Raw genomic sequence first — 25,975 nt, forward strand, 5'->3', positions numbered from 1 at the left:
TCATAACGGTTTTTTCAGAGTGTAAGGAAAATGATTAATGGCAACAGCCACTACTGTCACCGTGGGCTGCAAGCTGCCCGGCGGCCTTGTTCTGCGCCTGCGTGATGTCACACATACACTGGCAGGGGCCAATACCTCCTCTGTCATTGGCGGGTATGGGCTGACCCGGCTGCCGGCTGATTTCTGGCAGGCCTGGTCAGAGGCTTATGCGCATTATCCTTTACTGCGCCAGGGGCTTATTTTTGCGCAGAGCACAGCTGAAAAAGGGGCTGCGCAGGCTCGTGAGCAGGCAGAGCTGCGCTCAGGGCTTGAAGCCGTTAACCCCCACACACCGGCACCGGGTATCAGCCCGGTCTGACCGCTGCTCAACCTGTCTGATGGAGTGTGACCAATGTCCGCCATGTCTGTTTTCTCTCCTGCGCAATGGCAGCAGCGTTATCCTGGCCTGTATGCCCGTGTCGGGGCTGAAGGGGTGCAGACCTGCCTGGCTTTTGCTGTGCAGTTACTGGCCCCCGGTGCGGTGCGTGACCCGGCACGGTATGCGTATTTGCTGGGGCTGGTGGTTGCGCATCTGGCACAGCTTGGCTCTGGCAGTGATGCGCCGCCCTGTGCCGATGCCCCAGGGGGCGGTCAGCCAGCTCTTGTGGGGCGTGTCACCTCAGCGCGTATGGGCAGCGTGCAGGTTGAGGCTGATGCAGGCCCTGTTGCCGGCTCTCAGGGCTGGTGGCTGCAAACACCTTATGGTGCGGCTTTCTGGGCGGCAACGGCTTTTACCCGCACGGCCCGCTATGTGCCGGGCTGAAACACAGCCGCAGCAGATATTCTGTCGGGAGGAGTAACACTGAATGGTGCTGGTTTTTGAAAATAAACGGCAGATAAATAATATATTGCAGGGCCTTGCCCGTGGTGCAGCTTCTGCCAGGCCGTCTGTCAGTGCGGGGTTTCTGCCCGGTGCCCGTTATAGCACCGCGACATCTGTCGCGACTGTTGCTGCCGTGCAGGAGTTCGGGGCGGTGATACATCATGCATCACACAGGCAGGGTCGTGGCTCTGCACAGCTGTTGCCGCCACGCCCGTTTATGGGCCCGGCTGTACAGCAGAATGCCCGGCACTGGGCGGAGCAGATGCGCACGGGGCTGCGGAGCAGTGTGCGTTCAGCCCGTGATGTAGCCCGTGCTGTTTACGCCCCGCAGCAGGTTTTAGAACAAACCGGGCAGGCTATGGCAGAGAGCATACGGCAAAGGATTGCCGCAGGCACAGTGCAGCCTGATGCCCCTGCGACCATTGCGCAGAAGCACAGCGCCACACCTCTGGTGAACACCGGCACGCTGCTCAGTGCTGTTGCGGTGCAGGTGCAGTTGTGATGATGCCTTCACTTTTTGCCATGGCAGCCGCAGCCACACATGCTGTGCTGCCCTGCATTGTGGCCACCCTGCGTATGTCAGATGGCTATGATACGCAGCCCGATGGCACAACCCGCCCGCGCTATAACGACGTGCTGGTGAGTGTGCGTATTCAGCCCGCCAGCGCGGCTGACCTCGCCCTGCGTGAGGGGCTTGGGCAAAATACGCTGACCCGCACAGTCTATATGCCAGGCGAGATCAAAGGTGTTGACCGTGCTCATCAGTTTGGTGGCGACCTTTTGCTGTTTGAGGGGGCGACATGGCTGGTCACCGGCCAGCCTGAATTATGGTCTGAAACACAGGGAGGGGTAAAGTGGTCGAGACTTCTGGTAACACGGCAGGAGCCGCCGTCTCAGAACCCGTAACATCACGCCTGTTTGTTGCATTACGTGCCTTTTGCCTTGAACTTTTGCCGCGTGGAACAGTCGTTTTACAAACACGGCAGAATAATACGCCGGTGCCTGATACCTCCTTTGTGCTGCTGAGTATCCTCAGCCGCCATGGGCTGGCAACAGGTGCTCAGCATAATACGCCAGTGGCTGTAAGACTGAGTATGCCTGAGGAATTTGTTGTTCAGGTCAGTCTTTTTGGTGATACAGCGGCTGATAATGCCCGAATCCTGGCCACGGCTTTTCGTTCAGAATGGGCCTGCATGTTTTTTGACAGCCTGGCGCAGCAGACAAACATGGCTGAAAGTCAGGCCGGCACACCCCTCTCTGCCGGAGGGTGGCTGCAACAGACACCTCCTGCTGTCAGTTCAGGGGGCACATTGCCCGACCTGCCAGTGCCTCTGGCTGTGCCTGATGCCGCACAGCGCCCGACACGGCTGGTACCGCTTTTCGCTGAAGAGATACGTCAGCTCGCTTTTGTTAATGGCGAGCAGCAATACGAACAGCACTGGGTGTTAACCCTGCATTGCCAGGCAACGTCTTCTCTTACTCTTCCACAAACCACGGCTTCTTCAGCCAGCATCACGCTGGCGAATACTGAGGCCCTCTCGCTGCGTGAGATTTCTGTATGACCCTTCCGGTAAGTTCCCTCGTTTCTGTTACACCCGGGGTTATCAGCCCCGGTGGCACAGTTAATCTGCTTAATGGCATGCTGCTTTCGGCTAATACAGCGCTCGATACGGGGGTAAATGTGTTTACCTCAGCCAGCGCAGTGGCACAGACCTGTGGCGCCTCAGGCGCAGAAGCGCAGATAGCGGGTGTATATTTCTCAGCCTATACCAATGCGCAGGACCTGCCCTCAAAGCTGTATATTTTTAAGCTGCCCCCAACCCCGGCAGAAAGTGATTATGGCACTTATCTCGATCAGGCTGCGGCTGCAGCACCTGACTGGGCTCCGTTTATGTTTGCAACGGAGCCTTCAGCAACAGCAAAAAATAAAATTCTGACATGGATGGCCGCAAACCCTAACCGCTACTGGGGTATCATTCCTGACTCTGATGAGACTATTCTGACAACCGGGGCGGCATCCTCTTTCGGGGCGACTGTTAAAGCACAGAAGACCCCGGGCCTGACCTGCCTGTGTAACACCGATGGCAGTGGTATTCTGGCCGCAGCTTTATGCCTTGGGTGGGCTGCAAGCCTTAACCCCCGGCGCACGGGCGGGCGCACCACACTGATGTTTCGTAATAACGGGGCTGTAACAGCGGCGGATATTACCCCTGCTCAGGCTGTTAACCTGCTTGCAAATGGTTACAGCTTTTATGGCAGCTACAAAACATCTGACAGCACCTTTAATTTTATCAATAACGGTGCCGTCAGTGGTGAGTTCGCCTGGGCTGACAGCTACATTAATCAGATATGGATGAATGCAGCTTTCCAGTCTGGCCTGGTTACACTCCTCACCTCGGTTGGCCAGATTCCCTATACCACAAAAGGAGATTCTCTGATCTCGACCGCAGTGCAGAGCACGATAGATACCGCCGTATCATTCGGGGCTGTTCAGCCTAATGTCACGCTGTCAGCCAGTCAGGTGCAGACAGTTAATGCACAGGCAGGCCGCACGATTGATGATGTGCTCTCAACCCGTGGCTGGTACCTGCTGCCTGGTGCGTCAGCGGCATCTGCCAGTGTGCGGGCCAGCCGCGGGGCTGTGGCCGGGCGTTTCTTCTACACAGATGGTGAGTCTGTGCAGTCCATCTCTCTGGCATCTGTCGAGGTTCAGTGAACATGTCTGATTATGATATTACAGCCGCTAACTCGGTTTTTACTATTACGGTGCCAGGGCTGTACAATGCCCCTGTAACCCTTGAAAATTATGCGGCTGACCGTGCATTTGAAACCGATGCCCGTGAGCTGGCAGAAACCGCGATGAGTATAGATGGCTACCTCAATGCCGGGTGGATCCCCAACCCGGTGATGCAGACCATCTCGCTCGCTGCGAATAGTGAGAGCGCTCTGGTATTTGAAGGGATTGCCATGGCGCAGGACTCCCGCCGGGGGCTTTATCGCCTTGGGGCTGAAATTCAGCTGCCTTCTATCGGGCGCAAATATACCATGGTGCGGGGCCTGCTGCGCTCACTTGTCAGTGTGCCGGGGGCGCGACGTGTGCTTGAGGCCCGGCATTTTGAAATTATGTGGGAGCGCGTGCTGCCAGCCGCCATTTAATAATTCTGCTTACTGATAAAACAGACTGTGCACAGAAAAGGTTTTGTTCAGCGCATGAAAACTCTGGATTATACGCATGCCCGCGAGGGCGCAGATAATGGCAAACAGTTTCATTTAACCCGGATGGATGCGTTTAGTGCTGACCAGTGGGCACGCCATTGCCTTCAGGCTGCAATAAGAGGTGGTGCCCGGGTAGGGGCCGATATGGCGCAAAGCGGTATGGCCGGGCTGGCCTCACTGGGGATAGAGATTTTTGGCTTTATGGATGAAGCTGACCTGGACAGGGCCCTTGAGCGGCTGATGCGCTGTGTCAGCCTGCGGCCAGACCCGTCAAACCCTTCTTTAAGCCGGCCTGTGCTTGCCTCAGATTTTGAAGAGCCGGAAACACTCGGCATAGTGCGCTCTGAGGTGTTTAAACTGCATGTGGGTTTTTTACTGGCCGCTGCACACCAGCTTTTCCCCGTTGTGGCGGCCCTTTTGTCAGAACCGGCACAGAGCCCGTCAGCTGCGTAAATCTTTCGGCTGCTCTGGCCGCTGTTATCGGCAGTGGTCTTGCAACATTGCATGAGCTGCAAACGGTTTATGACAGTGAAGACCTTTATCTTCTCCTTGAAATTACCTCTGTCAGAAACTGGAACAGCGCACAGGCCGCGGCAGAAGCACAGCGCCGCGTCGCCGGTGACACCCGCGCATTTTAGAGAAGGAAGACCATTGTGGCTGACACTGTGCTTGATGAGCTGGTTATTCGCCTGGGGCTTGATACATCTGCGCTTCAGGGCGGTGCCCGCACGGCCCTGAACACGCTTGATACGCTTGAGGCCCGCAGCCGCTCTGTTTCTGCCCATATGGCGGCTTCGCTCTCGCAGACACAGCGTGAGGTACTGGGCCTTATGGGGGTTATAACCGGTGGACGCGGTCTTTCTGCAGTGCTCGGGCTGCCGGCGAATTCATCTTCCTCTGCTGGCGGACGGGCAGGTCGCGGGGCCGCTGACAGGGGGCGTGTGTCACAGCCCTCTCTGGCTGCGTTTTACCGTGCCACACCCCCCGGGGCTGAAAGTGGTGTGTGGTCAGCTGGTTTGCCCCGCACACAGGCTTTTATGCCTCGTACACAGGTTTCTGCCCCGCAGGCTGAGAGAGAACGCCCGCGCGCGGCGGCAGTGCACACAGCGGCAGAGCGGCCGGTCAGGGTATTTGCCCCGGCTGGCAGGTCAGAGGCTGCACGCGTGCGTGGGCCGGATGTGGCGCAGCCCTCTCTCGTGCAGAATATTACTCATAATGTGCGCACCGGGCAGCAGCATGTGCTGATGGTGCGCCAGCTACCCCTGCCTCGGCCTGTGTCTCTGCCTGTGCAGAGTGCCCCGGCACGCGCAGAGCGTTCAGCCCCGGCAGTGCATGAGACGGAGGGAAATCATACGCTGACCGTGCTTTCAGGGGGGGCAGTTCACCCTGAGTATGCAGGCAGAGCAGAACAGAGAGGCCGCCCTGTCAGTATGATGACAGAGGGGCCGGCTCTTTCATCAGCTTATGGTCGTTCAGCTCCGCTGATGCAGGCGGCAACAGTGCCACCTGTCGCTCTGGCCACGCCGGCAGTGACCCGCAATACAACACATATCGGGCCGGTGACGATTTCGGCTCCATCGGGCAACGCTGATGAGATCGCTCAGGCACTACAGCGCCTTGGCGAAGGCAGCAGTCAGACCCTTGCCGGGCTTTCAACACTGGGTTCTGTCTGATCTTTCTTTCTGGTACAGGGGTTGTTGATTTATGGTTATGTTCCCCGTTGCGTTACCTCAGGTCTGGTCTGTGCCCGAAACTGCGGGTGTGCCGGCTTTGCGCGGGCGGTCTGCCTGGCAGGGTGTCAGGGCCGCGGCTTCTGTCACGGCAGGGCAGGTGCTCAATGACCTGCTGGTCAGTCAGAGTGCTGGTCAGTGGGGTATTTTTTCAGCCACAGGTGACAGGGTGCTCTCTGCTGCCCGTGTGATGTCTGTTGCAACAGACAGCCGCAGCCGGGTGGCCACTGCTCCGCTCGAAGGGGGCGGGTTTATGTCTTACAGCAAGGTGGAGGAGCCCTGCATACACCGGGTGCAGATGGTGTGTGACGGCACCGAAACCGGGCTTGGGGCTATGTTGTCTGATATGGTGCTGCCAAAAGCGTTGCTTGATGCTGGTGGTGCCGGCGAGGTGTATGTACGTAAAGTGTTTTTTGAAACACTTGAAAGTCTGAAAAAAGATTTATCGCTTTATACGGTTATTACTCCTGAGCGAAAATACAACCCGGTTAATGTCACGGGCTGTCGCTGGCTGCGTGACAGTCGCCACGGTATTACTATGCCGGTGGTCGAAATTACGTTGCAGGAGATACGCCAGGCAGCGGCTCCGTCGTTCACCTCATCGCGCATGCCAGAAGGGCAGTCCGTGCAGTATGGAGGCATGGTACCTGTCAGCACGATGTCCTCTTTCCCGCGTCAGAACTTTTTCTCCCGTCTGACAGGCGGGCTTTCTGACACGCTCTCTGTGACGGATTTTATTTTATGAGCAGCGAACAGAATACGTCAGAACGCCTGGCAGAAAGCCTTACAAAAGCATCGGTTATTCCTCTTGAGGCTGTGCCGGCACAGATGCTGAAAGTTTCTTTGTCAGGCAGCATGATGCAGATAACCCTGCGCCAGCGCAGCACGGGGCTTTATGCCGATATATGGCTGGGGCAGACCGCTGTGCTCTCGGGCGTATTATGTCAGAACCTGACCTGGCTTGTGCGTGACCAGGCTGCCGGCCTGCCGGGTGATTTCACTTTTGTCGATACAAAGGGTTTGCAAAACCCCGACAGCACAGGCCTGGGCAGCCGTTTTATGCTGATGTATTATGAACGGTGGCCGTCATGACCGCTCTGTCTATGCTCAGCGCCGGGCAGAAAACAACCTTTGTGTCACGCGGGCTGGTGGTGACCTTTCGCATGGGTGGCAACGGGTTCGGGGCTGCGGGGCAGGATGTGGTCACACTTACCGGGCTGCGTGTCACGGCAGATATTGTGCAGGCCCGCTTTCCCGCCGCAGAAATCGCCACACTGCGCCTTGAGGGTGTGAATGCTGACCTGATGAACCGTCTGAGCCTGATGGTCCCTGATATTTTTTATCAGAGCATCAGCGAAGTTCTGATCGAGGTGCAGGAGGGGCAGAGCGTGCCGGTGCTGGTTTTTCGTGGCGGGGTAACCCTTGCTTACGCTGACTATCGCCAGGCGCCTGAGTGCGCTTTTATGGTGCAGGCTCTCTCAACGGCTTTGCCCAATGCTATGCCTGCCACACCAACGGCGTTTAAGGGGGCTGTGCAGGCGGCCACTTTATTGCAGACAATTGCACAAAAAGCCGGGCTGACATTTGTTAATCATGGTGTTGAAGCCACATTTTATAATCCGTACCTTGATGGCAGCCCGGGCCAGCAGATCGCCCGCTGCCTTGAGGCTGTGCCTGTGCGTGCCGGGCTGGGGCGGGGGCAGCTTTCTGTCTGGCCTTCTGAGGTTACAGGAGCCGGTACATCTGCGGCCTCTGCCGGGCAGCAGAGTGATGCAGCCGTAGCGGTTTCGGCCGCAACCGGGCTGGTGGGTTATCCCTCCTGGTCAGCAGGGGGGCTGTCAGCCCGTATGCTGTTTAGCGCACAAATTGGTTTTAACACGCTTATTGCGCTGCAAAGCCGGTATCAGCCAGCAGGCCAGGGCAATGTGTCAGAGGCAGAGAATGGCCCCGTTGGTTTGTGGCGCGTGATTAAAGCTCATCATTTTTTGCAAAGCGAAGTGCCCGGTGGTGGCTGGTTTACCGACATTATCGCGCAGGCGGTGCGTTAACGCAGTCATACCCTGTCTTTGCCTCCTTTTTCAGGATGGATGCTTTTTATGAGTTCTTCTCTCTCCTCCTCACTTTATCCGGTTTTTCATCGTGCTGATGCTGCGGCATCTGACTTTAATGCGCTTAATGCTGTTGTGGCACGTCTGCTCTCGACACGGCGCACCGTTATGCTGGTGCAGGTTTGTGCCGTGTCAGGCACAGGGCTGGAGCCGGTTGGTTTTGTTGATGTGCAGCCTATGGTGCACCAGCAAAATGCAGCAGGGCAGGTGACCCCTCATGGTGTGGTGTTTCAGGTGCCCTATTTTCGCCTGCAGGGCGGCATACGCGCGGTGATCACTGACCCGGTGGTGGGGGATATCGGCCTGGCACTGGTGGCAGACCGTGACAGTTTTAATGTCAAAACCGCACGGGCGGCGGCGGCACCGGGCTCTTTCAGGCAGCATAATATAGCCGATGCACTTTACCTGGGGGGTTTTCTCAATGCTGCCCCCCGGGAATATATCTGGATGAACGAAAGCGGTGTCAGCATCAAAACAGAAGGCACGTTTTCGGTAAATGCACAGAATGTCGAGATTACCGGCGGGGTGTCTGTCAAAGGTGACCTCAGTGTCTCGGGCGATGCGACCGGCCGGGGCATTTCTTTATCGCAGCATACGCATCCAGGTGTGCAGCCCGGAGCAGGGCAGACCGGCACACCGGTTGGTTAACCGTGTGCAGTATTATCTGCTGTTTTTATAAAATATCAGAGCATGACAGGAACTCATGACATGGATGAGGAAAGCACAACCGGTGCACTGTTGCTTGATGCAGCCACCTGGGACCTTGTAATTGATGCACAGGGCAACATTGCCCAGGCAGCGGCCCCTTATGCCATCGTGCAGAATGTGGCGTGTGCTGTCAGGGTTTTTCTGGGGGAGTGCTGGTACAACACGGCACTGGGCCTGCCCTATCTTGAGCATGTTCTGGGGCGCAGTCAGTCTGTTGCTCTTTTTCGTTCAGATGTCGAGCAGGTGGCCCGCACGGTGCAGGGTGTCTCGCGCGCGGTGTGCGTGCTGACTGACATAAGCCCGCAGCGCCGCCTCTCTGGCATTATTCAGCTCGCTCTTGAAGATGGAACCCGGACCAGTGTCAGCTTCTAGCACCACACAACAGACCAGTTATGGCACGACTTCGGTGCCAGCCCCCCGCCTGAGCAGCTCTGGCTTTGTTATGCCTCAGGAGGCAGAAGTGCTCGCCGGAGTTTTAGCTGATATTAATGCAGCTTTTGGTAACCAGCTCAGCCTGAGCCTTTCAACCCCGCAGGGGCAGCTGGCTGTGTCTATGACCGCCATTCTGGGCGATGCATATGACCAGTTCCTGGCTGTGGCCAATGGCGTTGACCCCGCGCGTGCCACAGGCCGTATGCAGGATGCTATCGGGCGGCTGTATTTTATGACCCGTCAGCCCGCAACAGCCACTGTTGTGGCGTGTGTATGTACGGGCACATCGGGCACGGTCATACCGCAGGGCAGCCTTGTCCAGGATACCTCTGGCAACAGCTATGCCGCGAGTGCGGCTATTACACTTGATGAAACAGGCACTGCCACCGGTAATTTTGTCTGCACTGTAGCGGGCGAAACGGCCTGCCCGGCGCAGAGTATTCGCCTCAGCCAGGCGCTAAACGGCTGGGCAACGGTTACTAACCCTGTGGCAGGGGTTACGGGGCGCAACACAGAGGGGCGTATTGCTTTTGAGCGCCGCCGCCAGGTGTCTGTCTCGCTTAATTCAGTGGGGGTTAATAATGCTATTCAGGCCAGTGTGCAGGCTGTGCCTGGCGTGCTTGACGCATATGTAACAGACAACAGCACCGGCAGTGCTGTAACGATAAAAGGGGTCACTCTGGCGGCGCATAGTGTTTATGTGTGTGTCAGTGGCGGCAGTGACGATGCTGTGGCCCGCGCTATTCTGAGCAAAAAGCCACCAGGCTGTGCCTATACCGGTACAACGCAGGTGCAGGTAAACGATACAGATACAGCTTATAGCAAAGCGCCTGTTTATAACGTTAGTTTTCAGCGCGCAAAGCCGGTCGCTGTGTATGTAAATGTGAAACTTTCCTCTTCCCTTCAGGTGCCCGCTGATGTGCAGACCCAGGTGCGCAAGGCTGTTCTGGCTTCATTTCTGGGGCTTGATGGCGGCGCACGCGCAGGGATAGGCAGCGTCATTTATGCCAGTCGTTTTTACAGTCCTGTTGCGGCTCTGGGCAGCTGGGCACAGATTATCGATATTACAGCCGGCCCGACTGCTGACCCGACAGCTATCAGCATGGCACTCAGCATTGATCAGATCCCGGTGCTGGAAGCAAAAAATATCAGTGTGGAGCTGGCCTGATGCAACATTATGAACAGACCATTTTGTCGCAGTATGCGTGTTCTCCCTCACTGACCACGCTGATTGACGCCTGGAACCAGATGACAGACCCGCAGGCACTGGTGAACAGATGGTTTGATAATATCTGGAACATCGAAACCGCCCAGGGTTATGGCCTTGATGTCTGGGGGCGTATTGTGGGTGTCAGCCGGGTGCTGCGGGTGGCAACCGGCACGTTTTTAGGCTTTCTTGAAGCAAATGACCTGACGGAAGAACCTTTTAACACCGCCCCCTGGTATCAGGACTATGCTGCCACTGATAACCACCGTCTTTCTGACAGCGGATATCGCCAGCTTATTTATGCCAAAGCACTTGCGAATATCACCGATTGTTCGGTTTTCTCGCTCAATAAAATCCTCATGATGCTGTTTGCCGGCCAGGGTGATGCCTGGGTGGAGGAAAGCGGCATTATGGCCATGCGGTATGTTTTTAATTTTACCCCCACACCTCTGCAGATTTCTGTCATTCAGAATGCAGGTGTTCTGCCCCGCCCGGCTGGTGTGACGGTTTCTTATGCGATCAGAGAAGCAGGAGACGGAGCATGAAAAGTTTAGACGACAGGGCGCTCTTCAGTGAGCTGATTGCTGCTGGCGCGCAGGATGGTAACGTGGCTGATATTCCCGCCAGCCAGGCTGTGGCGGGGGATGGCACAGCGTCAGTTGCGCTGGGGTTTCCGCCTGAAACATTTGTTGCCCGCTCTGCCGGTGGTGTGCCGCCGCGCGGGCAGGATATGAACGGGTTTTTAAAATATATCTCTCAGGCCATACAGTTTTTACAGGCAACATCAGTCAGTGCATTTGATAGTGGTTTTGCTGCTAAAATTGGTGGTTACCCCATGGGGGCGGTGGTGGCGGGTATTACACCAGGTGGTGTGTGGCGGTCGGTGGCAGATAATAATGTCAGCATACCAGGAACGATGGGCGCCGCCTGGGTGAATTTCTTTGGTGACTATGTTCAGAAAGCAGGAGACACCATAAGTGGTGCGCTGACAGTGACAGGCACCCTGCGCTCGGACAGTAATGTGATCGTGGCAAATAGCCAGAACAAAAGTGTGGTCAATATACGGGTAACCAATGAAGGCTATCTGTCTTTTGACCTGAACTCAGCTAACGAGACAAACCTTGCCTCTCTGCGGGTCTATCCCAGTGGTGAAATAACCAGCAGAAAAGGCATACTTGCCCTGACCTCTCAACTGCCTGACGAGGGGTCAACCGGCTCAGGCCGGTGGTATCAGATCGGGAATACCCTGGTGCAGAACTTCAGGGTGCCGGCTGTATATCGTGCAACGGGTGGCACGTATGTGGCCTTTCCCAAAGCGTTTTCAGACACGGATGATATTACTATACAGCTTACGACAGCGGCGGATAATAATATGGATGTCTGGGCGTTTAACCCCACGACCGCAGGGTTTTATATTAACATCCCTTCTAATTCGGCTTCATCAGGGCTGCCTGTGAGTGTCACAGCAACGGGGGCGGCCCGGTGACAGCACCTCTTCTCTCTCCGGGCTGGCAGCCTTCGCCTGCACGTATGATCAAGCTTGCCGCTGTGCCGGATTTGCGCCTGCGCGGGCTGGTGGCCTGTCAGGCGCAGTTATCATGGGCGCCAAAATCAGGTGCTGATAACCTTGATTTCTCGCTTGATGCATCGGGCTGGCTTAAAGGCACAGAGGACTATCTGGCCTGTGTTTCAGCCTGCGTGCCCACAGCCACCGGGCTGGAAACTGACCTCAGAGTGTTATGGGCAACGGTGATGAGCGGTCTGGCCTGCTTTTTTCTGGGGGGCGGCATACCCGGAACAGTGCAGACTGTTCAGCTCACGCTGGTCACACAGCAGGGGCGCAGGCTGACGCTGCCTGTGTCTGTTGCCATACGCACTGACAGTGCGGCGGCACCGCCTGTCTGTGTGCCTCATCTTGCTGATGGCACACCACTGCCACCCAATACGCTTTCGCTTCAGAACGATGTCGCGCTGACAACCAATGATGGAAAGCCCTACCTTATAGCCTGAAGGACACATAGTGCTCATGTCCGGGTCATCCTGCACGGTCGCCATCAAAAGTGGTGTGCCGCTTTCGTCGTTATCGGTTTATCCTCAGCCTGCCCCGACCGATCTCGTTTTTGGTATTTTTAACGGGCAGGGGCAGTTTGTTCCGCAAAGTCAGATATGGTCGGGGGCTGTTGCCACAACCGGTGGCAGGTTAAGCGGGGCTCTTCTCTCTGACCTCGTGCCCGCGCAGCCTGATGAGCTGGTTAATAAAGCCTATGTTGACCGGGTTACAAAGCAGGTGAATGCTGATGTTTCAGACCTGGTGTCACAGGCGCAGGCGGCGGCAGATAAAGCAACTGAAGCCGCCGATGCCGCTGTTGAAAAACAAAAAGGCGCAGCAGGCGGGCTTGCTGCCTTATCAGGTGCGGGCAACCTGCTTTTGGGGGGTGTTGAGTGTTTTGGTGTCGCCCATGGCAACCTGCTGCTGCTGACTGACCTGCCAGGTGAAGACCCGGGAGTGCAAAACGCATTGTGGAACAATGGTGGCTATCTCTGTATTTCCCGGGGGCATAACGCAGATGAGACAATTTAAATGGCCTGAAAGCCTTTATATCTGCCTGGCTGCTGCGGCTCTGGGCGGGGCAGCCAGTGCAGCACAGGCTCAGCCAGTTGCAACGGGGGCTTACACACCCACGCTGCCACCCGGAGGGCTTGACAGCCGCACCACACTGCCTGGCCTGTGGCAGAATGCGACTATTGCGCAGGTTGCGGGTATGGCAGCTGGCAGCGTGCAGAAAACTGAGAAAAACCAGGCTGATGGCGTTGCCGGGCTTGATGCCTCAGGTGCTGTCACGGTGCCTGTTACGGGCAATATTTCGCAGGCTTTTGTAAAGACAGCGCTGGAGGGTGCGTTAAGTCGTACTTTGTCAGCTTATCTGACAGAAAACCCGGGTGCGAAAGATTTTGGTATCGCTCTTGATGGCACAACAGATGATGTGCCTGCGCTTAAAGCCGCGGCAGCGGCTGTCTCAGCAGGGAGTATCATACGTGTGCCGGCGGGTAAGCTGCATATGGGCCGGGCGTTCACTGACGATCATTCTGTATTATGGCAGCTGAACGGCACAATGATGGATGATGGCGCGCCGGTGACGCAGATTGGTACTGACGTGATTGAGAGCACCCTGGAAGGTGGTAAATATTTTGCCCGCGGGCAGAGCCATGCTGATATGTCGCCTGTTATTCGCAAAGATATGGATATTACGCATACAGGCGGTACCCGGGGCTTTGTTATGAGCCTTGATAAAGATAACTGCACCCTTAAAAGTACAGGTGCTGACCTTGATGATTACATCTGGTGTCACTCTGTCGTGCTGACAAGTTCAGCCGCCGGGCTGGGGGAGCACGTGGCATCGGCTGCCTTTGCCCATCGCCCGTCAGATGCGTTGTCAGATAAGAAAGGCCGCCGTGCGCAGATATGGGCCGGATATGATGAAACCCGTGACGATACGGGTCAGTCGTCAGATGTTGCAGGCAGCCTTGTCGGCCGCGAGATAGATGTGTTTGCTAATGGTGACGATCCAAATGGCTGGCGTATTGGTTTGCAGCTTCAGGTTGCGGGGTCAGACCCCGCGGGCACACCGGGTAAAATTGGCAAAGGTATTGCCCTGGGCAATAATGACGGCACCAGCACATATGGTATTATGTTTGATGCAGCCGGGCGCTTTGACACAGCCGGGATTGACCTTTCGGCAAGCACACCGGTTAATGATGCCCCTGTGCTCAATATCGGGGCGAACCGTAATCTGTCATTTGCGGCCGACCATAAGCCGCACCTGCGTTTTGATTCTGCCTCTTACAGTCTGCAATATTTTTATGACACCAGCCGCCTGTTATCTGTTGGTCTGCGTGGTGATATCACAACAGCCATCAGTAATGGGGCAGATGGTATTGCATTCAGCCTTACAGGCGATGCGCTGATTGGCCTTAGTCTGGTTAATCTTAACGTGCCGGAGGCCCTGCGTTTTGGCAGTGGGCAGCAACTCTCGTGGGAGCCCACTGCAACTGTCAGCACCCGCTATCAGGATGGGAAGCTGACAGATAAGATGAGTGAAACTGTCAGTCGTACACTTGATGATTCGGGTAACGAGAGCATAACCGGCAGTAACCTGAACAGTGGTATGATCACAACCCTGACAAACGCAGATGCCAGTGCTGTTACCCTTAACGGGCAGGCACTGATTGGTATAAACCTGACAGGGCTGAACACGACAGAGGCCCTGCGTTTTGGCAGTGGGCAGCAACTCTCGTGGGAGCCCACGGCAACTGTCAGCACCCGCTATCAGGATGGAAAACTGACAGATAAGATGAGTGAAACTGTCAGTCGTACACTTGATGATTCCGGTAACGAGAGCATAACCGGCAGTAACCTGAACAGCGGTATGACCACAACCCTGACAAACGCAGATGCCAGTGCCGTTACCCTTAACGGGCAGGCGCTGATTGGTGTAAACCTGACAGGGCTGAACACGACAGAGGCCCTGCGTTTTGGCAGCGGGCAGCAACTCTCGTGGGAGCCGACATCGGTTATTCAGACAGGGTATAACGTGTCATCAGGTCTGACAGACAGTAAAGCAGGGGCATCGCTGCGTATGCTTGACACACAGGGTAATGAAACTTTGCATGGTACTGTCACGCCTGAGGGAGGGCTGCATCTGCCTGCTCTGAGCCGCGAGCAGATCAGAAGCTGGAAAGAGCCTGCCATTGGCCTTGTTGTGCTGGATGCAGATGATGATGCCCCGGTTGTGTATACCTCAGGCGGGTGGAAACTGATGGTGCTGCAGGCTCTGCCGGAATAATCAGACCGACAAAATATTTGAGCAGCACTCACACAGGCGGGTGCTGTTCTTTTTTTGTTTTTATACGGAACAGATGAGCTGATTATTCGTAGCAGCATATACCGTTTTTTAAGCGGTGTTTTTTGCTGTCGTTTTACTTGTATCTCATTACGTCCCGATAGCGCTGAGATGATTAATCAGAGTAAAATATAATTTTCATGGATATTTTGAATTATAAAAAATATAAACAACTATATTTATTGTATAAAGTTCATTTGTTATGCATAAAAAGTATTTTATATATTTAAATAAGATAATGATAAAATGCATGTCATTTCTTTAAAAAACAAAGCGCGACATGAAAGAGACAGTATTATATTCTTTTTTCTCTGAAGGCAGGGTTCTTCTTGCTCCCCTGTATTAACCGGGGCATGCTCTCAAAAAAACAATTTCAATCCAGCTGGTTGTGTCGTGCCTGATCTGTATCGGGTTTTTTATGTCACACCCTCTGGACCATCAGAGAGGCACAGCATGACATCCCTCGGCCTGTTTGCGCTGGTTATTACCATTTCTGCCATTTTTGGCATTGTTAATTCCAAAACATTACGCCTGCCTTTTACTATTGGCATACTTTCTATTTCCATAATTTTTTCTGCTGCTCTCGTCCTGGCAGATAAGTTCGTGCCCTGGCCGGTGCTGCAATGGGTGAAAGAAACTCTTGAACGTATTGATATGGGGCGCGTGCTGCTTGACGGCGCCCTGTCGTTCCTGCTGTTTGCCGGTGCGCAGTCCGTTGACCTGCGGGCAATGTCTGAGCGTAAATTTTCGGTGCTGGCGCTTGCTCTGTTTGGCACAGTGTTTGCAGTTATACTGTTCGCTCTGGGTATTGGCATTGCGTTTGCTCTGGCCGGTCTGGTCGTTGCGCCTGTCTGGTGTGTGGTGCTGGGGGCTATTCTTGCACCGACTGACCCGGTCTCTGTTGTGGGTATGCTGCGCAGGCTCGGACTACCCCCGCAGCTTCAGGCTCTGTTTGCCGGTGAAAGCCTCTTTAATGACGGTGTTGCTGTTGCTGTTTTTACCGTCGCTCTCGACATGGCAGTGCAGTCACACATGCCTACAATGTTTGACCTTGGACATATTTTTCTGCTCGAGGTCGGCGGCGGTATTCTGACAGGTCTGGCCGGTGGCTGGGTTGCCCAGAAAGCGATTGGTATCGTTGATGACGCCCACCTCGAACTGCTCATTACGCTGGCGCTGTGCACCGGGGTTTACAGCCTGTGTGGTGCATGGGGTATGTCAGGCCCGATTGCTGCCGTAACAGCCGGACTGTTCATTGCCGCCCCGCGCACGCAGAGTAAGATTACAGAAACCGGGCGTAAAACGCTGCATATCTTCTGGGAGCTGGCAGACGAAATCCTTAATGCTCTGCTGTTTGTGCTGATGGGTTTTGCCATTCTTGAGGTCACATTTTCGACATCGCTGCTTGTGGCGTCTCTTATTGCACTGCCGCTTTCGCTGCTGGTTCGTGCTGCCAGTGTGTTTCTCGCCACCCTGCCGGTTTACCTGCGCGGGCAGGGGCGGGCGAGTGTGCTCACTGTGCTGACATGGGGCGGTTTGCGTGGTGGTATTTCGGTGTCTCTGGCCCTTGGTCTGCCCCCCGGGCCAGAGCATGATATTCTTCTCGGAGTCTGCTATAGTGTGGTTGTGTTTACCATTCTTGTGCAGGGGCTTACGATGGAAGCAGTGGTTAAAAGATTTTCGTTTTCATGAAGCAGGGCCGGTATTCCTGGCCTGTTATGGGGGTACTGACGGCGTCAGTGCTGGTGCCTGTGTTTTCTGCCCTGGCTGGTGAGGCCCGGGCGGAGAATAATCTGCCCGCACGTAAAACAGCCCCGTCTGCGGTCAGGGCGGCAGCGGGGTCTGAGGTTGTCGAGGTCCTTTCCTCTGACGCGGGAGAAGGCGGTGGAGGCCTCATCCGCCCGCAAAGTGCGCCACAGGCTGCCAGTGTTGTCAGTCAGAGTTATATTGCGCATCAGGCACCTTCGGCCTCAGCTTTTGACCTGGTGGCTCTGCTGCCGGGGGCTAATGTGGCCTCCTCTGACCCGCTGGGCTTTTCCCCTCAGACGAATATTTCCGTGCGTGGCCTGAACGGAGATGCCATCGGCTATGTGCTCGAGGGCATGCCGCTTAACGATATTGCCTATTACACCGGCTACCCCAGCCAGTTTGCTGACAGCGAGAATTATAAAACCATTACTCTGGCACAGGGGGCAGCCGGGCTTGAAAGCCCTGTGCTTAACGCGGCAGGTGGGCTTATGACGCTGCGCTTTCGCGACCCGGCGCAGAAGGCGGGTGGCCAGGCTGATTTTTCATATGGCTCCTATAATACCAGCCGCGAATTTATTCGTGCCGATACGGGTGAGATCGGAAAAAGCGGGGTGAGAGGCTTTGTCTCTTACTCGCATGGGGAGACAGATAACTGGCGTGGCCCCGGGCGTGATGAGCGCCAGCATGTTGACTTTAAACTGCTTAAAACCTGGGGGGCTGCTAACCGTGCTGCACTGCTTGGCTCATGGAACCAGGCGACAGACAGTTACTACCCTCAGCCCACACTCTCACAATGGCACCAGGATGGCATTCATGGTGGCAATAATCTGGCCCGGCATTATGACGCCTCGAACGAGGCCGCAGGCACAGATTACTGGCGTTTATACCGCCAGCCCGAGCGCACGCTTTACCTGGGGGCACCAGTCAGTGTGCAGCTTGCACCGGGGCTGACATTACACACCACACCCTATGCACAGGGGGCTTATGGCAATGCTCCGGGTGGCTCGACCCTGCCTGTTACGGGCGCATGGCAGGGCAACCAGCAGGTGCCCGGCAGCCTGAACCTGCCTGATGCAACGGATGGGGTCGCGACTGTGCGTGGTGACTACACACAGCGCAGCTATCGTTCTGGTTTTACGGCCTCTCTTGAGTGGCATACCCGCCATAATACGCTGGTCGCCGGTTACTGGTATGACTATTCTGACGATGCACAGAGCCAGACCTACGTGCCTGTTGCGGCTGATGGCTCAGCCCCTGATATATGGGGCGGCAGCCGGCGTGCCTCTGTTAAACTGGCTGATGGCAGCCTGCTTTATGGTGCGCATAACCATACCATCACACAGGTCAATGCCCTGTTTGTGGGTGATACGCTTTCTTTCCTGCATGACCGGCTGCAGTTCTCTGCCGGTTTTAAAGAGGTGATGTTTGCCCGCACCGGCACGAACAGCCTGCCCGGCGGGCCTTATCGCGTGGGTATGAACACCGCCGTGCCCTTGCCCCGGCTGGCAATAAAATATCAGATCACCCCGCAGCATCAGGTATTTTTCAACACCACGATTAATTTTCGCACCCCGGCTGAAAGTGCCCTTTACACGGCTTATGACCCCGGCTCGGGCGATGTGCTGACCCGTGGCACAAACAACGTGAAGAATGAATATTCTATCGCTGAGGAGCTGGGTTACCGATATACCGGCACCTGGGTGACAGGCAGCCTGACTTTATTCAATTACAATTTTACCAACCGGCAGGTTGAAACTGTTGTGCCGGTTAATGGGTCTTTTATTTCCTCAACCATCAATGCCGGCGGGCAGACCTCGCGCGGGGTTGATATCGAGGCAGGGCTGCGCCCCTGGCATCATTTCAGCCCTTATGTCTCGGCTGAATATCTGCACGCCACTATTGATAACGACATCGCCTCAAACGGAGATCTGCTCCCCACACGTGGCAAAACAGCGGTGCGCAGCCCAAAAGTGCAGGCTGCTGTGGGCCTGACATATGATGACGGGCATGTGTTTGGTGTGTTCAGTGCAAAATATATGGGGCGGCAATACGCAACTTTTATGAACGATGAGCGTATGCCCTCTTATGTCACGGCCAGTATGGCGCTGGGGTATCGTTTTTCTAAGATCTTTTTTCTTAATGCCCCTGAACTGCGCATGAATTTTATAAATATCACTAATCAGCATTATCTCTCAGGCCTTGCCAGCCCCACCCTTAACGCCCGCACGACAACAGGCCGGCGGGGCAGCAGCATTGCGGGAGAGGACCCCACTTATTACATCGGTGGCGGGTTTGCGGCCCTGTTTACCGCTTCAGGCCGGTTCTGAACGTGGTGAGTGCGGCAGAGCCAGGGCAGTTTGGCGTGCTTGGTGTGCAGACCGGGCGTGACTGGCCCTGCCTGACTGCGGAGGAAATCCGGGCTGTACTGGCACATTACCCCGGTGTGGTACCAGGCGGCACGTGTGCCTGGCACAGCATGCGTCCGTTTTCAGCTGCAGCACTGGTGACAGGGGCAGGGGAGGCCTGCCTGATTAAACGTCACCACAGCAGTCTTCGTAATGTCGCGGCCCTGTCAGAGGAGCACGCTTTTATGCAGCATCTGGCACGTGAGGGCGTGCCGGTGTGTCTGCCCTGCGTCACGGCAGAGGGCACCACTGCGCTGGCCCATAATGACTGGACGTATGAGGTTTTCCCCCGTGCCCCGGGTGAAGATATGTATCGTGATGTCATGTCATGGCAGCCTTATCTCTGCCCTGAGCATGCTTATGCGGCAGGTCAGGCACTGGCCAGACTGCACCATGCAGCCGCGTCTTATACCGCACCCGACCGGGCAGCCGGACGAGTGCTTATTTCCTCCATGGCCGTTATCGGCCAGGCTGACCTTATGGCGGCATTACAGGCATGGGTGCCTGCACAGCCCGGCCTTGCACAGGCATTACGCTCACGCTCCTGGCAGGAAGATGTGCAGCGTGTCCTCTCTCCCTGGCATGACAGGCTTGTGCCTTTGCTGCCAGAAATCGTGCCCTGCGGCGGGCATGGTGACTGGCATGGTTCTAACCTGTTATGGACCCCGCAGGGCGATATAGCCTGCGTGCTTGATTTTGGTATGGCCGGGCGCACCTGTGCGATGTTCGATCTGGCCACAGCTCTTGAGCGCAGCATGGTTGACTGGCTTGCACCTGCGCAGGAGCGGCATGTTGCCTGGCAGGATATGGCTGCTTTTTTGCGTGGTTATGCCACCATCAGCCCGCCTGATGACACAGCGCGGGCGCTGCTCAGGGTTTTTCTGCCTCTGGTGCATGTGGAATTTGCCCTCTCCGAAGTCGCTTATTTTGAAACCCTGCTGCATGATCCGTCTTCTGCTTCTGTGGCATATGATGATTATCTGCTGGGTCATGCTCAGTGGTTTAACAGTGCAGAGGGGCAGGCTATGCTCGATGTTTGCTCCCGCCGGGGCACCGGGGCATGAGCCCGACTGAGCTGGTGGCAGTTTTTGTCAGTGCGCTGAGTGTGTGGCTCACCGGTTGCCGCGTGGTGTGGTGCTGGCCAGTGACACTGGTTGCCTGCCTGCTTTATGGCATCGTGTTTCACGAGGCGCGTTTATATGCCGATATGGCGTTGCAGGCGGTGTTTGCTGCTCTTGCCTGTTATGGCTGGTGGCGGTGGCAAAGCGCAGAGCATCATGATGGCTCGGTGCAGGTCAGGCCGCTTGAGGCACGCAGTCTCTGGTTTGGTGTGGTGCTGAGCACAGCATGCGGAGCGGGCGCCGGCTATGCGCTATCGCGCCTGACGGATGATGCTGCCCCGTTTTCTGACGCGATGCTGAGTGCCTACAGTATTCTGGGGCAGGTGTGGATGGCCCGCCAGCATATAGCCTGCTGGTGGGTATGGATTGTGGTTGATCTGTTTTACACCGGATTGTTTGCTGTGCGGGGTCTTTACCCTACTGCTGTGCTTTATGCTGTTTTTGTCGGGCTGGCTGTTACCGGCCTGCGGCTGTGGCGCAAAGAGGCGATATAACACCACAAAGGCAGAATAAAGCTCGTGCGGTATTATCCTTTCTGCCGCTGACCTGAAAAAGAAGTCATTTACTGACGGGTGAATACCATAAAAGCCAGTGGGTTTTTCTGGTACAGACGGGCTTTTACTGGTGCGAATGCAGCAGAGGCCGTGCAGGCAGGGGCAGATGTGGATGATTCGACAGAATCCACACCGCCTTAAAGGCCCTGTAGTCAAGTGCTTTTAAGGATTGACATAAAGAAAAAGATATTTGCGGCAGAAAACAGCCATTTTTTATAAGTAACGCCCCTGTGAGTTCTGTCATTTTATCCACAGAAAGCGGGGAAAGACCTCTGGATAACTTTGTGCATAACCTGTTTTCAGGCGCGGCTGGCGGCCTGTTTTGTCATAATTCGTGCTTTGTTCCCCTCTCCTGGTGCAGGGCTGCTCTGAGCACATTTATTTTATGTAAGGCGTAAAGGTTATTCTGCTTCAGCCCTGGTCAGAGCCTGAAAGCCATGTGTCTGATTTTTTCGGGCCTGAGGTCTTTTTATAAATTGCAATTGACAATCATTATCATTCTCAGTTAGAGCCGGCATCCCAATCTATCTGAATAAATATGGCGAGCACAGAATGTCGTTTTCACATGCGGTCGCTGGTCTGCTCCCTGTCGTAGCACTTTTTGGCGGGGATATGGCAGATGCTCTGGCGGACACACCCGAAACAGCGTCTTCACGCTCACACTATGCCCGGTCACATGCCGGGGGCAGCAGTGGTGCAACACCTCCGAAACAGCCTGTCGTCATTGGCAAAAAAGAAGAGCTGGTAGTGACGGCCACAGGCCTGTCACGCGCTTCATCTGCTACCAAAACCCGCACCCCTATTATTGAATCGCCTCAGACAATTTCTATCGTGAACCGTGAGGAAATTGAACTGCGTGCTTCTCCCACTATTGCTGATGCCCTCTCTTACACAGCAGGGGTGCAGGCCGAGCCCTCTGGTATCGACAGCCGTGTTGATGAGGTTTCGGTGCGTGGCTTTGGAGCCGGGGGTTTTTCTTCCAATAATAACTTTGTTGACGGGTTGCGTCTGCCCTCAGGCGGGCAGTGGACCCGCACCTCTTTTGATCCCTTTGCCCTGCAGCAGATCGAGGTGCTTAAAGGCCCGTCAGGTGCACTCTACGGGCAGACTGCGCCAGGCGGGGTGGTAAACCTGGTGACCAAACGCCCCACCGCTAAAAGCGAGGGTGAGTTCTTTTTGCAGGGTACAGGTTTTACTGACCTTTCAAACTGGCAGGGCCAGGCCTCGGGCGACCTGTCTGGCCGTCTTAATAAAAGTGGTTCACTGCTCGGGCGGGCGGTGGCTATGGCCAAATATGGTGATACGCAGGTTAACGGGGTGCAGCTGGGGCGGTATTATTTCTCACCCAGTATGACCTGGCGGTATGCACCAAAGTCGAGCTGGACAGTTCTCGCGCAATATCAGCGCGACCAGGGGGGCTCGACCTATCAGTTTCTGCCTGCAACCGGCACGCTTTATGCGTCAAAGGGGCGGCATATTAAAAATAATGCTAACCTGGGTGAGCCACACTGGAACACATTTGACCGTAACCAGGCACTTGTTGGCTCGTTTCTTGAGCATCATTTCAATCGTTTTTTCACCCTGCGTAACAACACGCGTTATACTTATATTGATACGCTCTACCGGGCGACGGTGCTGTCGGGTGATACCCTGTCAAAATGCCCGGCAACAATAGCAGGCTGTATACCGGGTGAGACCATTGCCCGCCGTGCGGTAGAGGGGCGGGGCCGTTCGCAGGGTGTTACAACCGACCTTCAGCTCGAAGGGCACATGACCACCGGTCCGGTGCGTCATTTACTGCTGGCCGGCACTGATTATTTTTATACAAACTGGAACCACTCGCGTGACCTCGTGCAGTCCTCGCTGGTGTTGCCTGTGCTCAATATTTTTGACCCGTCTTCGCGTGGTTCATCAGGGTTTGCCGGGGCGCTGTCCCCGCAGGTTTATACGTCAACAGTCAGCCAGCAGAACGGTATTTACTTTCAGGACCAGCTTAAAGCAGGTCGCCTGCGTGTGACCGTTGGCGGCCGCCAGGACTGGGCACGTGATAACACCCTGAATGTGCTGAAGCAGACCCGCTATATAACAAATTCATCTGCTTTTACCTGGCGTGCCGGGGGTGTGTATCTGTTTGATAATGGTCTGGTGCCGTATTTCAGTTATGCGCAGTCTTTCCAGCCGCAGGTGTCTGACCCTTCCACCTCTCTGACCGGCGAGCCGTTTAAACCCACGACCGGCGACCAGTATGAGGCCGGGCTGCGCTACCAGTATGGCAAAAGTATTTATATTACTTTTGGCGGTTATCAGATCACGCAGAAAAATACGACCACTCCCAACGCTGCCGGGGCCATGTGTGGCACCAGCACATGTCTTGTGCAAACAGGCAAGGCCCGGGTGCGCGGCCTTGAGCTTGAAGGGCGGGCAAACCTGCCGTGGGATATGGCGGTTATTTTCACCGGCACCCGCAGTGATGCACGGATAAGGAAGTCGAACACAGCAAGCGAGATTGGTAATTATATGCCTCAGGGGCCAAAATGGATGGCCTCGTTATTTGTTGACCAGCGCGTGCGCCACGGCCTGCTTAAAGGAACAGGCCTGGGCGGAGGGGTGCGCTACACCGGCCACAGCTATGGTGATACAGCGAATAAGCTTTCTATCCCGGGTTATACGCTGTTTGATATGTTCCTGCGTTATGATTTTGGTGAAGCACACCCGCGCTATCAGGGGCTGACCTTTTCGCTCAATATGCGCAACATTGCGAACAAACGCTTTGTCGCGACCTGCACCGCCGTTGCGGCATGTTATTACGGGCAGGGCCGCAGCCTGACAGCCCGTCTTGAATATCGCTGGTGAGAGCATGCTTTTTTTAATCATGGCAAGCCTGCTGGCCTTTGCCGGCAGTGTGCTCGTTTATCTGGCCTCGTCACAGCAGCGTTTGCTGTGCCGCCCGTTGCCAGGCCGTGCGGCACGATGGGCTGGTGCCGCCCTTGAGGGGGCGGCACTGCTGCTGCTGCTACAGTGCCGCAGCCCGGCAACAGCAGTTTTTATGCTGGTTACATTTCTTATGGCAGCGTGGTCTTTTACACCGCTGTTTATTGCTCTGATTTTCAGCCGCAGGACACCATAATGACGACGACACTCAGCAGCCGTGGCTGGCTGCCTAAAGTTTCTGCTGCAAGCCTGGCCGGTGCGGTGCTGACCATGGGGCTTACAGGTGTTGTGGGTTGTCTGTCTGGCAGTGACAGCATGCCCCGCAGCATGTCGGCACAGTTTTTAATGTGGCTGGCAGTGCTGGTCTGGGTTGCTCTGCTTGGCAGTTGTTTTTTGTTTCGTTCAGGGCGGCAGGCCTGGCTGGTGCTGACCGGCGCTAATATCCTTGTGTGGGGCGTGTATGTTCTGGCACGGGCGGCAGTGTTATGAAGATACGTCAGGACATTGTCAGCACGTACCGCGATGTACATAGCTGGGTTGGTATTATCAGTGCTTTGTTTTTGTTCGTGGCTTTTTATGCCGGGGCGATAAGCATGTTTGAGGAAAGCCTGCAAAACTGGCTTTCTCCGCCCGTTACTTTGCCTGCTCCCCCCTCTCTTGAGCAAACGCCCGACCTGCTGAACAGGGTATTTGAAGCTCACCCTGAAGCCCGCGAGAATTATACCATCGTGCTGAATGACGAGGCCGCTGCCCGGCGGGGGCGTGTGCGCTGGTCACCCCCGGGGCGGCCTCATGCCCGGGTGCCGGTTACGGTTGCGGCACTTGATGAACAGGGTGAACTGGTGAGCGGGGAGCTGCCACTTTCTGAGGCTGCACATTTTGTTGACGAGCTGCACCAGCAGGTGGGTCTGCCTTTGCCGCATGAACCCGCCAGGCTGGTGATGGGGCTGGTGGCTTTGTTGTACTCTGTTGCGCTGATTTCGGGTGTTATTGCCTTTCTGCCCGGGTTGACCCGTATGCTGTTTGCGGTGCGCGCCGATGGCGGAGCACGTAAAAAATGGCTTGATTTTCACAATCTTCTGGGTGTGTTTTCGCTGCCGTTTCATATTGTCATGGCGCTGACGTCAGTGGCGTTTGCGTTTCATGATCAGATTTTTACTATGGAACATTTTCTGCTTTCAAAAAGAGGGGCCGCCATTGTGCACCCGCAGGGGCGGGGGCACGGTCAGCCTCATATGCAGCAGGTTCTGCTGCCGCCCGCCGCTGTGCGTGATGCGGTGCAAAAGCAGGCTCCTGGTTTTGTGCCTGAAACACTGACCTACACTCTGATGCATGGCCAGGTCGCGTTGCGTGTGGCAGGTCATGATGACCGCTATAGCCTGCGTGGCCCGACAGCAGGGTTTGCAACCCTTAACCCCATAACCGGGCATATCGTCTCAGCCGATTATCTGCCGGGCCATCAGTCCACAGGTTTTGCTGTGCTTACCACGTTCTTTGCGCTTCATTTCGGCAGCTTTGGTGGCACGCTGGTGCGCTGGGGGTATGTTGTGCTTGGTCTGGGCGGGGCTTTTTTATTTTATACCGGCAACCGGTTGTGGATAGCCTCGCGCCGCCGCCGCGAACGCAGCGCTGGCCTGATGCAGGAAACACGCGGCACATGGTTTTTGCAGGCACTGACAACAGGCTGCCCCCTGGGGTGCATTGCGGGTATTTCGGCTGTGTTCTGTGCGGCTCCCTTTTTGTCGTATGGGGGAGGCTATGTCACGGTTTCTGCAATATATTATAGTATATTTGCAGTTTTTATGATTTCAGGTTTTATTATGCCACCCTCATTTGCGCTGAGACTTCAGCTGAGTGTTGCAGGGTTTATAACGCTGTATATCCCGTTTGCCGCAGCACTCGCCACCCGGCCGGTGCTGATGTCACCCACGGGAGGGGGCCTGAGCCTGTGTGCTGTGCTGGTGGGCGCTGCGTTAGTTTATGCCGGCCTGCGACGGGGGAGGGAAAAGCCGACAGCGCCTGTGTGTCGCTAGCCGCCGGTCGTCAGCCTT

The 25,975-nt window shown here is 55.6% G+C and carries 29 protein-coding genes; all 29 read left to right on the forward strand.

Features of this window, described 5'->3' with window-relative positions; genetic code table 11:
* Nucleotides 1–37: 37 nt before the first annotated feature.
* Nucleotides 38–358, forward strand: coding sequence for a hypothetical protein (locus tag HK11_RS07620; protein WP_086554757.1), 321 nt, complete (start codon nucleotides 38–40; stop codon nucleotides 356–358).
* A 33-nt stretch (nucleotides 359–391) separates the two neighbouring features.
* Nucleotides 392–802, forward strand: coding sequence for a DUF4054 domain-containing protein (locus HK11_RS07625; RefSeq protein ID WP_233133377.1), 411 nt, complete (start codon nucleotides 392–394; stop codon nucleotides 800–802).
* A gap of 43 nt (nucleotides 803–845) precedes the next feature.
* Nucleotides 846–1,364 (forward strand): hypothetical protein, encoded by a 519-nt coding sequence (locus tag HK11_RS07630; RefSeq protein WP_086554758.1) that lies wholly within the window; start codon nucleotides 846–848, stop codon nucleotides 1,362–1,364.
* The gene (locus HK11_RS07635) at nucleotides 1,364–1,768 is read left to right on the forward strand and encodes a hypothetical protein (RefSeq protein ID WP_233127565.1); all 405 of its coding nucleotides are present in this window, start codon (nucleotides 1,364–1,366) and stop codon (nucleotides 1,766–1,768) included. Before HK11_RS07630 ends, HK11_RS07635 begins: the two co-directional genes overlap by 1 nt.
* Nucleotides 1,717–2,424, forward strand: coding sequence for a hypothetical protein (locus HK11_RS07640; RefSeq protein ID WP_086554760.1), 708 nt, complete (start codon nucleotides 1,717–1,719; stop codon nucleotides 2,422–2,424). The genes HK11_RS07635 and HK11_RS07640 overlap by 52 nt, the downstream gene beginning before the upstream one ends.
* Entirely contained in the window at nucleotides 2,421–3,578 is a 1,158-nt protein-coding gene (locus tag HK11_RS07645) for a DUF3383 family protein (protein ID WP_086554761.1), read from the forward strand. The genes HK11_RS07640 and HK11_RS07645 overlap by 4 nt, the downstream gene beginning before the upstream one ends.
* 2 nt (nucleotides 3,579–3,580) lie before the next feature.
* Nucleotides 3,581–4,018: a phage tail fiber protein gene (locus HK11_RS07650; RefSeq protein WP_086554762.1), complete on the forward strand. Its 438-nt coding sequence runs from the start codon at nucleotides 3,581–3,583 to the stop codon at nucleotides 4,016–4,018.
* Nucleotides 4,019–4,072: 54 nt separating this feature from the next.
* Nucleotides 4,073–4,531, forward strand: a complete 459-nt coding sequence (locus tag HK11_RS07655) for a hypothetical protein (protein WP_086554803.1) — start codon at nucleotides 4,073–4,075, stop codon at nucleotides 4,529–4,531.
* 47 nt (nucleotides 4,532–4,578) lie between these two features.
* Entirely contained in the window at nucleotides 4,579–4,716 is a 138-nt protein-coding gene (locus HK11_RS12335) for a hypothetical protein (protein WP_158092797.1), read from the forward strand.
* Between the two features lie 15 nt (nucleotides 4,717–4,731).
* A complete protein-coding gene (locus HK11_RS07660; protein WP_086554763.1) occupies nucleotides 4,732–5,751 on the forward strand; it encodes a hypothetical protein in 1,020 nt (339 codons plus the stop codon).
* Nucleotides 5,752–5,782: 31 nt separating this feature from the next.
* Nucleotides 5,783–6,553: a phage baseplate protein gene (locus tag HK11_RS07665; RefSeq protein ID WP_233133378.1), complete on the forward strand. Its 771-nt coding sequence runs from the start codon at nucleotides 5,783–5,785 to the stop codon at nucleotides 6,551–6,553.
* Entirely contained in the window at nucleotides 6,550–6,900 is a 351-nt protein-coding gene (locus tag HK11_RS07670; RefSeq protein ID WP_086554764.1) for a hypothetical protein, read from the forward strand. The genes HK11_RS07665 and HK11_RS07670 overlap by 4 nt, the downstream gene beginning before the upstream one ends.
* The gene (locus tag HK11_RS07675) at nucleotides 6,897–7,856 is read left to right on the forward strand and encodes a hypothetical protein (protein ID WP_233133380.1); all 960 of its coding nucleotides are present in this window, start codon (nucleotides 6,897–6,899) and stop codon (nucleotides 7,854–7,856) included. The genes HK11_RS07670 and HK11_RS07675 overlap by 4 nt, the downstream gene beginning before the upstream one ends.
* 48 nt (nucleotides 7,857–7,904) lie before the next feature.
* Nucleotides 7,905–8,564, forward strand: a complete 660-nt coding sequence (locus HK11_RS07680; RefSeq protein ID WP_233133381.1) for a phage baseplate assembly protein — start codon at nucleotides 7,905–7,907, stop codon at nucleotides 8,562–8,564.
* A 60-nt stretch (nucleotides 8,565–8,624) separates the two neighbouring features.
* Complete coding sequence (locus HK11_RS07685) at nucleotides 8,625–8,996, forward strand: hypothetical protein (protein WP_086554766.1); 372 nt, start codon at nucleotides 8,625–8,627, stop codon at nucleotides 8,994–8,996.
* Between the two features lie 34 nt (nucleotides 8,997–9,030).
* The gene (locus HK11_RS07690) at nucleotides 9,031–10,224 is read left to right on the forward strand and encodes a baseplate J/gp47 family protein (RefSeq protein WP_369822935.1); all 1,194 of its coding nucleotides are present in this window, start codon (nucleotides 9,031–9,033) and stop codon (nucleotides 10,222–10,224) included.
* Nucleotides 10,224–10,808, forward strand: a complete 585-nt coding sequence (locus HK11_RS07695; protein ID WP_086554768.1) for a DUF2612 domain-containing protein — start codon at nucleotides 10,224–10,226, stop codon at nucleotides 10,806–10,808. Before HK11_RS07690 ends, HK11_RS07695 begins: the two co-directional genes overlap by 1 nt.
* Entirely contained in the window at nucleotides 10,805–11,749 is a 945-nt protein-coding gene (locus tag HK11_RS07700) for a hypothetical protein (RefSeq protein WP_086554769.1), read from the forward strand. The genes HK11_RS07695 and HK11_RS07700 overlap by 4 nt, the downstream gene beginning before the upstream one ends.
* A complete protein-coding gene (locus tag HK11_RS07705) occupies nucleotides 11,746–12,273 on the forward strand; it encodes a hypothetical protein (RefSeq protein ID WP_086554770.1) in 528 nt (175 codons plus the stop codon). Before HK11_RS07700 ends, HK11_RS07705 begins: the two co-directional genes overlap by 4 nt.
* Nucleotides 12,274–12,289: 16 nt before the next feature.
* Nucleotides 12,290–12,844 carry a hypothetical protein gene (locus HK11_RS07710; RefSeq protein WP_086554771.1) on the forward strand — a complete coding sequence of 185 codons (555 nt, stop codon included), beginning with the start codon at nucleotides 12,290–12,292 and terminating at the stop codon, nucleotides 12,842–12,844.
* Nucleotides 12,831–15,107, forward strand: a complete 2,277-nt coding sequence (locus tag HK11_RS07715; protein WP_086554772.1) for a hypothetical protein — start codon at nucleotides 12,831–12,833, stop codon at nucleotides 15,105–15,107. The genes HK11_RS07710 and HK11_RS07715 overlap by 14 nt, the downstream gene beginning before the upstream one ends.
* Nucleotides 15,108–15,617: 510 nt before the next feature.
* Nucleotides 15,618–16,856 carry a sodium:proton antiporter gene (locus HK11_RS07720; RefSeq protein ID WP_086554773.1) on the forward strand — a complete coding sequence of 413 codons (1,239 nt, stop codon included), beginning with the start codon at nucleotides 15,618–15,620 and terminating at the stop codon, nucleotides 16,854–16,856.
* Between the two features lie 26 nt (nucleotides 16,857–16,882).
* Nucleotides 16,883–19,240, forward strand: a complete 2,358-nt coding sequence (locus HK11_RS07725) for a TonB-dependent receptor domain-containing protein (protein ID WP_086554805.1) — start codon at nucleotides 16,883–16,885, stop codon at nucleotides 19,238–19,240.
* A 5-nt stretch (nucleotides 19,241–19,245) separates the two neighbouring features.
* Complete coding sequence (locus HK11_RS07730) at nucleotides 19,246–20,382, forward strand: phosphotransferase enzyme family protein (protein ID WP_233133386.1); 1,137 nt, start codon at nucleotides 19,246–19,248, stop codon at nucleotides 20,380–20,382.
* Nucleotides 20,379–20,933, forward strand: coding sequence for a nicotinamide riboside transporter PnuC (pnuC, locus tag HK11_RS07735; RefSeq protein WP_086554775.1), 555 nt, complete (start codon nucleotides 20,379–20,381; stop codon nucleotides 20,931–20,933). The genes HK11_RS07730 and pnuC overlap by 4 nt, the downstream gene beginning before the upstream one ends.
* A 612-nt stretch (nucleotides 20,934–21,545) precedes the next feature.
* Nucleotides 21,546–23,846: a TonB-dependent siderophore receptor gene (locus tag HK11_RS07740; RefSeq protein ID WP_143216362.1), complete on the forward strand. Its 2,301-nt coding sequence runs from the start codon at nucleotides 21,546–21,548 to the stop codon at nucleotides 23,844–23,846.
* A 4-nt stretch (nucleotides 23,847–23,850) separates the two neighbouring features.
* Entirely contained in the window at nucleotides 23,851–24,120 is a 270-nt protein-coding gene (locus HK11_RS07745; protein ID WP_143216363.1) for a hypothetical protein, read from the forward strand.
* Nucleotides 24,120–24,413 carry a hypothetical protein gene (locus HK11_RS07750; RefSeq protein ID WP_086554777.1) on the forward strand — a complete coding sequence of 98 codons (294 nt, stop codon included), beginning with the start codon at nucleotides 24,120–24,122 and terminating at the stop codon, nucleotides 24,411–24,413. The genes HK11_RS07745 and HK11_RS07750 overlap by 1 nt, the downstream gene beginning before the upstream one ends.
* Complete coding sequence (locus HK11_RS07755; protein WP_086554778.1) at nucleotides 24,410–25,957, forward strand: PepSY domain-containing protein; 1,548 nt, start codon at nucleotides 24,410–24,412, stop codon at nucleotides 25,955–25,957. Before HK11_RS07750 ends, HK11_RS07755 begins: the two co-directional genes overlap by 4 nt.
* Nucleotides 25,958–25,975: the final 18 nt, after the last annotated feature.

This window comes from Acetobacter sp. DmW_043, from assembly GCF_002153485.1.
In the GTDB taxonomy this organism is placed as follows: Bacteria; Pseudomonadota; Alphaproteobacteria; order Acetobacterales; family Acetobacteraceae; genus Acetobacter; species Acetobacter thailandicus.